We start from the raw sequence: 11919 nt of genomic DNA on the forward strand, positions 1-11919 counted from the left end.
GTAGGCGGGCGCGGCCGCGCTACGCGAGCGAGATATTGCCGTCCGGGGCCACCGTGATCTGCTTCTCCGCCAGGGGACGGGTGGCCGGGCCGTGGGCCACAGCGCCGTCCGTGATCTCGAACTTGCTGCCGTGGCAGGGGCAGTCGATGGTGCCGGCCTCCACCTTGTTCACGATGCAGCCCTGGTGCGTGCACACCGCCGTGAAGCAGCGGAAGGACCCGGCCGTCGGCTGGGTGACGACCAGCTTCTCCTCCTTGAGGATCGTGCCGCCGCCCACCGGTACGGCGGAGGACTTCAGCAGGGCCTTGCCCGCAGCCGTCCCGGACGAGGGCGAGGGGGACTGCGCCGCCTGCGGGCTGGAGGCGCTGCCCGGCTCGCTCTTCGGGTTCTTCTCCTCGCCGCCGCACGCGGTGAGCGTGCCGCCGGCCAGCGCGGCGGCACCTGCCGCCAGTACCGTGCGGCGGGCTGTCGGCGTGGGGTCGCTCATGGGGTTGCTCCTCGATGCGGTCCGGGATGGGGGGATGGCGAGCAGCATCCTGGCGCGTCCCGGGCCGCAGGAGAAGCCCCCGCGCCGCCGGGTTCAGGAGCCCTGCCCCCACGGGGACAGTTCCGCCGGGGCGCCCGGCGTACGGACGACCTCCCAGACGCGGACCACGGCCGCCCGGTCCAGCGGGCCGTGGACGTGCGGGTAGCGGCCACCGGATTCACCCTCGCGGCGGACCTCCGAGGTCAGGGCCCGTTCGTCGAGCTCGACGGCCAGCAGCGGACCCGGTGCGTCGCGGTAGTGCGCTTCCGCGATCTCGAGCACCGTCGGGCGGTCGGCCGAGCAGTGCACGAAGCCCTCCGAGTCGAGCGAGGAGGGGGCGTACGGAAGCTCGGGCGCGGCGGTCCAGTCGGCGAGCGGAACGATGTGGAAGATCATGCCGACGGTTTTACCGCAGCCGCCGCCGACTTCCCGTACCAAGTGGCGGCTTGGGGCGGTGTGGGTGACATTGATCGTGTTTCGTCCTTTCTTCGAAAGGCACACCCGCGCCCGCCCCGGCGCCGAGGGCCCGGCCGCCGTCCCACATGACGGGCTGCCGGGTCCTCGCGCCGTGTGCGCTGGCTACCCTGGCCCTGACTTGCCGTTACCCGTTGCCCGTTACGCACCCGCACCCGCACCCGCATCCCTGGAGCGCCCCGTGAGAACCGCCGTCGTCATCGGAACCGGACTGATCGGCACCTCCGCGGCGCTCGCCCTGGCCGCCCGCGGCATCACCGTCCACCTCGCCGACCACGATCCGGCCCAGGCCCGTACGGCCGCCGCGCTCGGCGCCGGCACCGACGAGGCCCCCGAGGGCCAGGTCGACCTCGCGATCGTCGCCGTACCGCCGGCCCACGTGGCCGCGACCCTGGCCGACGCGATCGGCCGGGGCGCGGCCCGCGCGTACGTGGACGTGGCCAGCGTCAAGGGCGGGCCGCGCCGGGAGCTGGCGGCCCTGGGCGTGGACGTCACCGCGTACATCGGGACCCACCCGATGGCCGGCAAGGAGCAGTCGGGGCCGCTGGCCGCGACGGCCGACCTGTTCGAGGGCCGGCCCTGGGTGCTCACCCCGACCCGGGACACCGACCACGAGGTGCTCAACCTGGCGCTCGAGCTGGTGGCCCTGTGCAAGGCCGTACCGGTGGTCATGGACGCCGACGCGCACGACCGGGCGGTGGCGCTGGTTTCGCACACCCCGCAGCTGGTGTCCAGCATGGTCGCGGCGCGCCTCGAGGAGGCCGACGAGACGGCGGTACGGCTCTGCGGGCAGGGCATCCGGGACGTGACGCGGATCGCCGCCTCCGATCCGCGGATGTGGGTGGAGATCCTCTCGGCGAACCCGGGCCCGGTGGCCGACGTCCTGGCCGGGATCGCGTCCGACCTGGAAGCCACGGTCGACGCGCTGCGCGGGCTCCAGTCGGCGGACGTCGAGAAGCGCCGCGGCGGCGCGGCCGGCATCGAGGACGTACTGAAGCGGGGCAACGCGGGCCGGGTGCGGGTGCCGGGCAAGCACGGCGCGGCGCCCGTCGCGTACGAGACGGTCGCCGTGCTGATCAGCGACCAGCCGGGCGAGCTCGCGCGGATCTTCGCCGACGCCGGGCGGGCCGGGGTCAACATCGAGGACGTGCGGATCGAGCACGCCACGGGCCAGCAGGCCGGTCTCGTCCAGCTGATGGTCGACCCGAGGGCCGCCGCCGCCCTCACCGCGGAGCTGCGCGAACGCGGCTGGGCCCTGCGCCAGCAGTAGTCGCGCGGGCCGCATCCCCGGTACTGGGCGGCGCCGGTGCCGGGGGCCGGTAACCTTGGTGAGGGGCGCTTTGGCGCGCCCGGACACGTACGCGCAACCAGGAAGGTGCCCGCACCGTGGAAACCGCAGCTCCGTCCGCCGTGATCGTCGCCATCGACGGTCCCTCCGGCACGGGCAAGTCCAGCACCTCCAAGGCCGTGGCCGCCAAGCTCGGGCTGCGCTACCTGGACACCGGTGCCCAGTACCGGGCCATCACCTGGTGGATGATCACCAACGGGATCGACACCGAGGACCCGCACGCCATCGCCGTGGCGGCCGGCAAGCCCGGCATCGTCTCCGGTACGGACCCGGCCGCGCCGACCATCACGGTCGACGGCCTGGACGCCTCCGGCCCGATCCGCACGCAGGAGGTCACCTCCAAGGTCAGCGCCGTCAGCGCCGTCCCCGAGGTGCGCACCCTGATCACCGAGCTCCAGCGCTCCATCGCGGCCTCGGCCGAGGGCGGGATCGTCGTCGAGGGGCGGGACATCGGCACCACCGTCCTGCCCGACGCCGACCTCAAGATCTTCCTGACCGCGTCCCCCGAGGCCCGCGCCGCGCGCCGCAGCGGTGAGCTGCGCGGCAAGGAGGCCTCGGACCTCGCGGCCACCAAGGAAGCCCTGGTCAAGCGCGACGCCGCCGACTCGAGCCGCAAGACCTCCCCGCTGGCCAAGGCCGGCGACGCCGTCGAGGTCGACACCACCGAGCTCACGCTCGACCAGGTGATCGAGTGCGTCGTGACGCTGGTGGAGGAGAAGCGGGCGGCGCGCACGTGAGCGGAACGCCCTCCCTCAAGGGTGCGGCGCTCGGTCGGCGGATCGGCATCGGCCTCATGTACGGGCTGTGGAAGCCGCGCGTACTGGGCGCCTGGCGCGTGCCCGCCTCGGGCCCTGTCATCCTTGCCGTGAATCACGCGCACAACATCGACGGCCCCATGGTCATGGGCACCGCTCCGCGGCCGCTGCACTTCCTCATCAAGAGGGAGGCGTACATCGGCCCGCTCGGCCCGTTCCTGGACGGGATCGGCCAGGTCAAGGTCGACCGTACGGGCACGGACCGGGGCGCGATCACCAAGGCGCTCGCGGTGCTCGAGAACGGCGGCGCCCTGGGGATCTTCCCCGAGGGCTCCCGCGGTGAGGGCGACTTCGCCTCGCTGCGCGCCGGGCTCGCGTACTTCGCGGTCCGCAGCGGCGCGCCCGTCGTGCCCGTGGCCGTGCTCGGCAGCACCGAGCGCCAAGGGCGGCTGGTCCGCGGACTGCCGCCGTTCAAGAGCCGGGTCGACGTCGTCTTCGGCTCCGCCTTCGACGCGGGCGACGGCACCGGCCGCCGCACCCGTACGGCCCTGGACGAGGCCACCGTACGCATCCAGAGCAGGCTGACCGCCCACCTGGCCGATGCCAAGCGCCTCACCGGGCGCTGAGCGAGACTTGACCTAGTAGTGGAACCGCGCTGCGCGGGTACCACCGACCACCACGAACGACGAGGAACGGACTTCATGAACGACCAGCACGACCACGGAGCGCTCGGCGATGCCGAGTACGCGGAGTTCATGGAGCTCGCCGCGGAGGAAGGCTTCGACGCAGAGGACGTCGAGGGCGCGATCGCGGAGGCCGGCCACGGGCCGCTGCCCGTGCTCGCCGTCGTCGGCCGCCCCAATGTCGGCAAGTCGACCCTGGTGAACCGCATCATCGGCCGCCGCGAGGCGGTCGTCGAGGACAAGCCCGGCGTCACCCGCGACCGCGTCACGTACGAGGCCGAGTGGGCCGGCCGCCGGTTCAAGGTCGTCGACACCGGCGGCTGGGAGCAGGACGTCCTCGGCATCGACGCCGCCGTCGCCGCCCAGGCCGAGTACGCCATCAAGACCGCCGACGCGGTCGTCTTCGTCGTCGACGCCAAGGTCGGCGCCACCGACAGCGACGAGGCCGTGGTCAAGCTGCTGCGCCGGGCCGGCAAGCCCGTCGTCCTGTGCGCGAACAAGGTCGACGGCCAGAGCGGCGAGTCCGACGCGGCCTCCCTGTGGTCCCTGGGCCTCGGCCAGCCGCACCCGGTCTCCTCGCTGCACGGCCGCGGTACGGGCGACATGCTCGACGCCGTCCTCGAGGCGCTGCCCGAGGCGCCCGAGCAGACCTTCGGCGGCGCCCCGGTGGGCGGGCCCCGGCGCATCGCGCTCATCGGCCGCCCGAACGTCGGCAAGTCCTCGCTGCTCAACAAGGTCGCGAAGGAGGACCGGGTCGTCGTCAACGAGCTGGCCGGCACCACCCGCGACCCGGTCGACGAGCTGATCGAGCTCGGCGGCGTCACCTGGAAGTTCGTGGACACCGCGGGCATCCGCAAGAAGGTGCACCTCCAGCAGGGCGCCGACTACTACGCCTCCCTGCGCACGGCCTCCGCCGTCGAGAAGGCGGAGGTCGCGGTCATCCTGATCGACACCACCGAGACGATCAGCGTCCAGGACCAGCGCATCATCACCATGGCCGTCGAGTCCGGGCGTGCGATCGTGATCGCGTACAACAAGTGGGACGAGCTCGACGAGGAGCGCCGCTACTACCTCGAGCGCGAGATCGAGACCGAGATGCAGCAGGTCGCCTGGGCGCCCCGCGTCAACGTCTCGGCGCTCACCGGCCGCCACATGGAGAAGCTGGTCCCCGCGATCGAGACTGCCCTCGCGGGCTGGGAGACGCGCGTTCCGACCGGCCGGCTGAACTCCTTCCTCGGCGAGGTCGTCGCGGCCCACCCGCACCCGATCCGCGGCGGCAAGCAGCCCCGCATCCTGTTCGGCACCCAGGCGGGGAGCAAGCCGCCGCGGTTCGTCCTCTTCGCCTCCGGCTTCCTGGAGCACGGCTACCGGCGCTTCATCGAGCGCCGCCTGCGCGAGGAGTTCGGCTTCGAGGGGACGCCGATCCACATCTCCGTGCGGGTGCGCGAGAAGCGCGGCGCGCAGTACAAGAAGAAGTAGCAGCGGCAGCGGTCCGGGGTCAGTAGCCCCGGCGCGGAGCGGGCGGCAGGGCCGCCGGGATGTGCTGCATCCCGGTCTGGTGCTGCCGCCCGCCGCCGTATGCGGAGCCGGCGGCGGAGGAGCCGCCGTGGTCGCTGCCGGCCGCGGAGGACCCGGCGTACGCGTACGAGGGCTGCGGAGCCGGGGCGTACGCGGCCGGCCAGGGGTCCGTCTGCCATGCGGAACCGTTCCAGCCGCTTGCGTACGACCCGCCCCCGTACGCGGAGCCGCTGCCGACGGCTCCGGCGCTGTACGCGGAGCCTGCGCCCGTGAACGAGCCGCCGTACGAGAACGCCGTGAACCCGTGGTCCTCCTCGCCCGTGCGGTCGCCCGGCAGGGCCCGGAAGGCACGCAGGTACTCCGAGTACAGCGTGTCGTAGATCGGGGTGTGCGAGAGGGCGGCCGGAGCGCTGTCCCGGTCCCTTGCGTGGCGCATCGGGGAGACGGTGCTCGCGTGGGCAGGGGCGCGGGAGGGGTCGTATGAATGCACGTATCAGCCAACGAACCCGGGGCCCTGCGGATGCGGGGGAGGGGGCAGAAAACGCAGATGGCCGGTGGGGGCGTCCCCACCGGCACACGGCTGCGCCGCCCCTGGTGGGAGGGGCGGCGCAGCCGTTCCGGGATCCTCGCCGGCGTCAGGCGCCGGGGGTGCCTGCCAGCGGCATCGAGGCCGCCACGAGCTTGCCGCCGGCGGCGGCCTTGTCCAGCGCGTCGCGGAGCAGGTCCTCGCGGGGCTGCTGGCCGATGGAGCCGACCGGGGCCGCGTAGATGAGGACGCGCTGGGTCTTGTTGACGGCGGCCCGCCAGCCGTCGGTGACCGACAGCGGCTGGTGCGCCTGCCACCAGGCGACCTGGCCGCCGCCCTCGGCGCCGGGCTGGAGCACGGCGTGCAGCAGGCCCGCGGCGAGCAGCACCGACCAGCCGGCGAGCGGGGAGGGCAGCTCGGCGGTGTCGGTGACCGGGATGAACCCCTGCTCGATGAGGAGCGGTAGGAAGTCGTCGCCGGGGCCGGCGGTGCCGGGGCGGGCGATCGGGGCGGTCGGCTCGACCACGAGGGCGGGGTGCAGATCGCCGCCGATCAGCACCAGGCCGCTGGTGATGCCGAGGACGGCCTGGCCGCCGGGTACGTTCTGCGGTGCGGCATCGGCGGAACCGCCGGAGGCGGGGCTGTCGCCGGTGATGCTGCGGACCGCGCCCTGCAGCTGCTCCTCGGAGACGGTGACCACCTGCGAGGGGATGCAGCCGGCGTGGGCGAACGCGAGGACGGCCGTCTCCTCGCCGACGAACAGCACCGTGCTGGTGCGGTCGGTCTCGGGGTCCCCGGGAGTGCGGCACGAGGTGCAGTCGTAGCTGCGCGGTGCGTCGTCGCCGGTGAGCAGCCTCTCGGCTTCTTCGTCACCGATCTCGGCACGTACCTCATCACTGACGTCGAGCATGCGGGGCACGGGCTGGCTCCTCGGACTAGGCGAGCGGGGGCCGGGCGGTTCCCGGCTCGCCGGGCTCAACGGCTCATCGGCTGCCGGGGTCACGCCGTTGGAGGGAACGGAATCGAACCTGGCCCCCGGAGGGGTGAACGGTCGGACCGGGGCTTTGTTTTCCTGCCAACTGTTGTCCTGGTGTGTGCAGTTGGTGGCCGGTCCTGGCCGTTTCGGGAGGGGTGGCGGATCGGCCGACCGGGTGGGGTGCGGGACGGGCCGCGTGGCGGGCCCGGGCGGGCGGCGCGGCGCTGCGTAGCGTGACGCGATGCCCGACCTCCGGATCCGGCGGGCCGCCTCGGCGGCCGCTGCCGCCGCCGCGCTGGCTCTCGTCCTCGTCCTCCCGTCGAGGGCCGGCGCGGCCCCGCCGCCCCCCGCGCCCGGGCCCGCGGGGGCCGCCCACCCCGGCTCGCCCGGGATCATCGGGACCGGACCGGGGGACTGCGGGCCGGGCGGGCAATGGCCCTGGGACTGCGTGGCCGACTGCGAGAGCAGCGGGCGCTGGGCGGTCAACACCGGCAACGGCTTCTACGGGGGCCTGCAGTTCTGGCAGCCGACCTGGGAGGACCACGGGGGGCTGCTGTTCGCGGCGCGGGCCGATCTGGCGAGCCGGGAGCAGCAGATCCGGGTGGCGGAACACGTGCTGGGTTCCCAGGGGTGGGACGCGTGGCCGGTGTGCTCGAAGCGGTACGGGCTGGCGGGGCGGATGCACGTGGTCCGGGCCGGGGACACGCTGGACGGGATCGCCCGGCGGTACCGGGTGACGGGCGGGTGGCAGGCGCTGTACGAGGCGAACCGGGCGGTGATCGGGCCGAAGCCGCGGGCGCTGGTGGTCGGCACCCTGCTGGCCCTCCCGGCCTCGGACCCGCCGCCGGTGGCTCCGCCGGCCCCGGCGGACCCGCCCGCGCCGGTGGGGCCGACCGCTCCGGTGGCTCCGGCCGCCCGGCCCGTACCGTCCGCCCCGGCGGCGACGCCCCCGGGCCGGAGGCCCAGGCCGAGTCAGGCCCCCGCGGGCTCGAAGCCCGTGCCGAGTCCGGCCGCGACGCCCCCGGGCCCGAAGCCGAGGCCGAGTCCGGCGGCGCTGCCGGGTTCTTGACGGGCGCCAAGGCGTCCGCGGCCTGACGGGGCCTTGGAGCGGCCCCCGCCGGTGCGCTCGGGTGCGGGGGTGGTTCGGCACGCGGGCTGCCGGGAGGCAGACTGCTCGGCATGCTGGAGACCTCCGCACGACTGCTGCGCCTGCTGTCCCTGTTGCAGGCCCACCGCGAATGGACCGGCTCCGATCTCGCGGAGCGCCTCGGCGTGACCCCGAGGACGGTGCGGCGCGATGTGGACCGCCTCCGGGAGCTCGGCTACCCGGTGAACGCCAGCCCGGGCACCGGCGGCGGCTACCAGCTGGGCGCCGGGGCCGAGCTGCCGCCGCTGCTGCTCGACGACGACGAGGCCGTCGCCGTCGCGGTGGGCCTGCGGACGGCCGCGGGGAACGGTGTCGAGGGGATCGGGGAGTCCTCCGTACGGGCGCTCGCCAAGCTCGAGCAGGTGCTGCCGGGGCGGCTGCGGCGGCGGGTGTCGGCCCTCAACGAGTTCACCGTGCCGATGCTGCGCGGGCCGGCCCGGGCCACCGTCGACCCCTCCGTGCTGACCGAGCTCGCCGCCGCGTGCCGGGACAGCGAGCGGCTGCGCTTCGGGTACCGGGACCACGAGGGCAACGTCAGCCGCCGCGTGGTGGAGCCGCACCGGCTGGTGTGCACCGAGCGCCGCTGGTACCTGGTCGCCTGGGACGTGGACCGGGAGGACTGGCGGACCTTCCGCGCCGACCGGATCGATCCCAGACCTCCGCACGGACCGCGCTTCACCCCGCGCCCGGCCCCCGCCGAGGACCTCGCCGCGTACGTGTCGCGCGGCGTGGCGCAGGCCGCGTACGCGGCCCGGGCGGTGCTGCGGCTGAAGATGTCGGCGGAGGCGGCGGCCGGGATCGTGGGGCCGAGCGACGGGGCCCTGGAGCCGGTCGACGCCGAGAGCTGCCTGCTGCGCACCGGGGCCGTGAACCTCGACGTACTCGTCATTCACGTCATGCTGCTCGGCTGTGAGTTCGAGGTGATCGAGCCGCCGGAGCTGACGGACCGCATCAGAGCGGCCCGGGACCTTCTCGGGCGAGCCGTGGAGAAGATGTAAGGAAACTGAGGGGTGTTCACATGACCGCGCAGGGCGGTCCGCGGCAATCCCCGGGGAAATTCCGGGGCTCTCGGGCGGAATGCGGAACGGGATGTGCGGAGCGCATCTCGCGCGCCGGAAAAAGAATGGCCCGCACTCACTTCCGCGGCTGTGCGCATGAAGCCGGGCCCGTCAAAGAACTGTCGACATTCCGTGACACAAGCGTGACCCGGTACGGACGAACGTCCGGGCGCGGAGCTGACGTTCCGGGCGTGCGTACGGCGCGGACCACCGCAATGGCCGAGGCGGGCCGGTGATGATCCGGCCCGCCTCGGTGGTGCGCGGTGAAGTGATGCGCGGTGCAGTGGTGCGGGGTGAGGTGGTGCGTACCGTCCCGCGAAGTCCCGTACGGGGGCGGCTCAGCCGCCGGTGGCCGGACGGGCCGCCGCGCGTCCGGCGGCGGGCCGCTCGGTGTGCGCCGGGCGGCGGCTGCCGGCCGGCGTGACCGGGGTCCGCTCGGACCGGATCAGGTGCGGCCGGCCGGAGACGTGCGCGGCGGGCCGGGGCACCGGGGCGTGCGCCTGGCCGGCCGGCACCGGCACGGTCGCGGGGGCGGACGCCGGTGCGGCCGCGGTGGCGGGCTCGTGCGGGCCGGCGGCCTCGGTGGCGAGCCGGAGCTGCCACTTGCCGCCCGCGGAGAGCATCGGGGTGAGCACGGTGGCGACCGGTACGGGCACGCTCCCGGTCTCCAGCCGGCGGCGCAGCCGCTCCCGCAGCGCGAAGACGCGGGCCTCGACCCCGGCGATCAGCGGCTCGAACCAGGGCAGCGCCAGCATGATCAGCAGACCTGCGGACCAGCCGAGCAGCACGTCGCTGACCCAGTGGGTGCCGAGGTACACGGTGGTGGCGCCGACGCTCAGCGAGACGACGGCGGACACCACGGACAGCACCCGCCGGGTGACGGTGGTGGAGGCCAGGTAGGCCAGGATTCCCCAGGTCACGACGGCATTGGCGGTGTGGCCGGAAGGAAATATATCGCCGCCGGCGAAGAGCTCGGCGGAGCCGATCTGCGTGGCGTAGTGCGGGCCGAGCCGGCCGAGGCCGAGCTTGACGGCGCCGACGGTGATGTTGAGCAGGAGCAGCGCCACGCCGAGGGTGATCAGCGGGCGGAGGGTGTGCTGCCGCCAGGAGCGCCAGCCGAGCCATGCGGCGACCATGACCGCGGTGGGTCCGCGCTGGCCCAGGACCACGAGGTAGTCGAGGAAGGCGTGCAGCTGCGGCCACTGCTCGTAGGGCCGGAAGAACATGACCTGCCAGTCCAGGCGGACGAGCCAGGACGTGGTCAGGACGGCCACCACGATCGCGAGGTAGAACGCGAGGGTCGATCCGAGGAGCACGACGCGGTGCCGGCTCATCTGCGGTGTTTGCAGATGAGCCGGTCGCTCTGGTTCCCGGTCCAGCCGGGCGAACACCCGCTCCGGACGGGTCAGGATTTGGTCGGTACGCACTCAATCGACGTTACCGCGCGCCGATGGGCGGCCCGGTCGAATCACGGGCTTTGTGATGACCATGTGATGTGGAGTTGGTCTCACGCGCGGCTTAATTCCTCGGATTTAGACATTAGTTGGAGCCGTACCGGGTCCATTGACCCGGCCATTGTTTCGCATACTCGGCCGGGCTTTATCGGTGCCGCTCAATCACTTTGCTCAAAGATGGATCGGAGTGATCCATTCCGTGATGCTGGCCCTCCGTGGGCGCCGCTGCGGCCCCTGCGGGCCGCAGCGGCCGGAGCCCCTACGGGGGGCCCGAGCCGTTCAGCCAGAAGGCCCCGTACGCCGCCGACGCCAGCGCCACCGCGCCGAGCACCGCGACCGCCCGCCCGGTCCGCCACCGGGCCAGTGCCACCGCCGCCGGCAGCAGCAGCGGGAACGCGGGCAGCAGCAGCCGGGGCTTGGAGCCGAAGTACCCCGACGCGCACAGCGCCAGCGCGACGACGATCCCGCAGTAGACGAGGAGCGCGGCCGGCTGGCGCTGCCGCACGCACAGCGCGTACAGCCACAGCACCAGCACGACGCCCGCGATCAGCCCGACCCCGGCGGGGAACGCGGACGAGGCCAGCTTCGCCCCGATGAACCGGGCGAAGGCCCAGCCGCCGTCGAAGCCGTTGCCCCAGCCGCCCTGCACGTCCAGGTAGCCGAGCAGCCCGTCCCCGGTGCGCGCCCCGACCCACAGCACGTAAGCGGCCGCTCCCGCCGGGGCCAGCAGCATCCCGGCCGCCATCCGCCAGGACCGCTCCCCGCGCCGGTGGGCCAGTACGGCCGCCACCCACACCGCCGCCACCACCGCGGCGCCGACCGGGCGGGTCAGCCCCGCCGCGGCCGCGAGGAGGCCGGCGGTCAGCCACCGGCCGCGCAGGGCCCCGTACAGCGCCCAGGCGGCCAGCGCCGTGAACAGCGACTCGCTGTACGCCATCGACTGCACGATCCCGACCGGCAGCGCGGCCCAGGCCCCGGCGGCGAACACCCCGGCCCGGCGGCCGTACAGGAGGTCCGCGACCGCGAAGATCCCCCAGGCCGCGCCGAGCCCGGCCACCACCGAGACCACGAGGCCCGCGGAGCCGTACGACAGCCCGGTCGGCGCCGCGACCAGCCGCTCCAGCCAGGGCAGCAGCGGGAAGAAGGCCAGGTTCGAGTGCACGTGCCCGTTCGGGAGCACCACCTCGTACCCGTACCCCTCGGCGGCGATGCGGGCGTACCAGAGCGAGTCCCAGCGCGCCGACAGCAGCGTGTGCGGACTGCTGTCGACGGCCGCGCCCCAGGCCGCGAGCACGGCCAGCCCGAGGAGCCGGACCGCTGCGAAGACGGCCAGGGCGGGCGCGGCCCGGCGAAATCCAAGATCTTCCACGGGCATGATTATCGGTGGCGCCGGTGCATGCCGTCGGCGCAGAACCACAGGTCGTGACCGCGCGTGTACGTGGTGGGGGCACCTC

General features: G+C 73.9%; 12 protein-coding genes. 6 read left to right on the forward strand and 6 right to left on the reverse strand.

All coding sequences use genetic code 11. The features are described from left to right. Positions 1–19: 19 nt before the first annotated feature. Positions 20–487: a Rieske (2Fe-2S) protein gene (locus OG299_RS29950; RefSeq protein ID WP_266630630.1), complete on the reverse strand. Its 468-nt coding sequence runs from the start codon at positions 485–487 to the stop codon at positions 20–22. A 93-nt stretch (positions 488–580) separates the two neighbouring features. Next, complete coding sequence (locus OG299_RS29955; RefSeq protein ID WP_266630631.1) at positions 581–922, reverse strand: DUF952 domain-containing protein; 342 nt, start codon at positions 920–922, stop codon at positions 581–583. 259 nt (positions 923–1181) lie between these two features. Between OG299_RS29955 and OG299_RS29960 the strand changes: the two genes are divergently transcribed. From OG299_RS29960 to der, 4 genes are all read left to right on the forward strand, one after another. Beyond that, positions 1182–2270 carry a prephenate dehydrogenase gene (locus tag OG299_RS29960; RefSeq protein ID WP_327363154.1) on the forward strand — a complete coding sequence of 363 codons (1089 nt, stop codon included), beginning with the start codon at positions 1182–1184 and terminating at the stop codon, positions 2268–2270. 116 nt (positions 2271–2386) lie between these two features. Further along, positions 2387–3085 (forward strand): (d)CMP kinase, encoded by a 699-nt coding sequence (cmk, locus tag OG299_RS29965; RefSeq protein WP_266630635.1) that lies wholly within the window; start codon positions 2387–2389, stop codon positions 3083–3085. 56 nt (positions 3086–3141) lie between these two features. After that, on the forward strand, positions 3142–3729 hold the full coding sequence (locus OG299_RS29970) for a lysophospholipid acyltransferase family protein (protein ID WP_327364619.1): 588 nt from the start codon (positions 3142–3144) through the stop codon (positions 3727–3729). A 75-nt stretch (positions 3730–3804) separates the two neighbouring features. Then, positions 3805–5265 carry a ribosome biogenesis GTPase Der gene (der, locus tag OG299_RS29975; protein WP_266630638.1) on the forward strand — a complete coding sequence of 487 codons (1461 nt, stop codon included), beginning with the start codon at positions 3805–3807 and terminating at the stop codon, positions 5263–5265. A 19-nt stretch (positions 5266–5284) separates the two neighbouring features. Here the strand turns inward: der and OG299_RS29980 are convergent, their stop codons facing one another. Then, positions 5285–5740 carry a hypothetical protein gene (locus tag OG299_RS29980; RefSeq protein ID WP_327363155.1) on the reverse strand — a complete coding sequence of 152 codons (456 nt, stop codon included), beginning with the start codon at positions 5738–5740 and terminating at the stop codon, positions 5285–5287. A 199-nt stretch (positions 5741–5939) separates the two neighbouring features. Further along, positions 5940–6749: a DUF8842 C-terminal domain-containing protein gene (locus OG299_RS29985; RefSeq protein ID WP_266630642.1), complete on the reverse strand. Its 810-nt coding sequence runs from the start codon at positions 6747–6749 to the stop codon at positions 5940–5942. A gap of 298 nt (positions 6750–7047) precedes the next feature. On the opposite strand from OG299_RS29985, the gene OG299_RS29990 reads away from it, so the two are divergent. Together OG299_RS29990 and OG299_RS29995 are read left to right on the forward strand one after the other, a co-directional pair. Further along, on the forward strand, positions 7048–7875 hold the full coding sequence (locus OG299_RS29990; protein ID WP_406511897.1) for a LysM peptidoglycan-binding domain-containing protein: 828 nt from the start codon (positions 7048–7050) through the stop codon (positions 7873–7875). 110 nt (positions 7876–7985) lie between these two features. Next, positions 7986–8951: a helix-turn-helix transcriptional regulator gene (locus OG299_RS29995; RefSeq protein WP_266630644.1), complete on the forward strand. Its 966-nt coding sequence runs from the start codon at positions 7986–7988 to the stop codon at positions 8949–8951. A gap of 398 nt (positions 8952–9349) precedes the next feature. Here OG299_RS29995 and OG299_RS30000 read toward each other — a convergent pair whose 3' ends face one another. After that, a complete protein-coding gene (locus OG299_RS30000) occupies positions 9350–10438 on the reverse strand; it encodes a phosphatase PAP2 family protein (protein WP_327363156.1) in 1089 nt (362 codons plus the stop codon). A gap of 286 nt (positions 10439–10724) precedes the next feature. Beyond that, complete coding sequence (locus tag OG299_RS30005; RefSeq protein WP_442817543.1) at positions 10725–11840, reverse strand: putative hexosyltransferase; 1116 nt, start codon at positions 11838–11840, stop codon at positions 10725–10727. Between the last annotated feature and the right edge of the window lie 79 nt (positions 11841–11919).

Source organism: Streptomyces sp. NBC_01296 (assembly GCF_035984415.1).
Classification (GTDB): domain Bacteria; phylum Actinomycetota; class Actinomycetes; order Streptomycetales; family Streptomycetaceae; genus Streptomyces.

What these genes read in the sequence shown, in the direction of transcription:
- OG299_RS29950 (WP_266630630.1), bottom strand. Translation starts at nt 487, where the DNA reads ATGAGCGACCCCACGCCGACAGCCCGCCGCACGGTACTGGCGGCAGGT.
- OG299_RS29955 (WP_266630631.1), bottom strand. Translation starts at nt 922, where the DNA reads ATGATCTTCCACATCGTTCCGCTCGCCGACTGGACCGCCGCGCCCGAG.
- OG299_RS29970 (WP_327364619.1), top strand. Translation starts at nt 3,142, where the DNA reads ATGTACGGGCTGTGGAAGCCGCGCGTACTGGGCGCCTGGCGCGTGCCC.
- der (WP_266630638.1), top strand. Translation starts at nt 3,805, where the DNA reads ATGAACGACCAGCACGACCACGGAGCGCTCGGCGATGCCGAGTACGCG.
- OG299_RS29980 (WP_327363155.1), bottom strand. Translation starts at nt 5,740, where the DNA reads ATGCGCCACGCAAGGGACCGGGACAGCGCTCCGGCCGCCCTCTCGCAC.
- OG299_RS29990 (WP_406511897.1), top strand. Translation starts at nt 7,048, where the DNA reads ATGCCCGACCTCCGGATCCGGCGGGCCGCCTCGGCGGCCGCTGCCGCC.
- OG299_RS29995 (WP_266630644.1), top strand. Translation starts at nt 7,986, where the DNA reads ATGCTGGAGACCTCCGCACGACTGCTGCGCCTGCTGTCCCTGTTGCAG.
- OG299_RS30005 (WP_442817543.1), bottom strand. Translation starts at nt 11,840, where the DNA reads ATGCCCGTGGAAGATCTTGGATTTCGCCGGGCCGCGCCCGCCCTGGCC.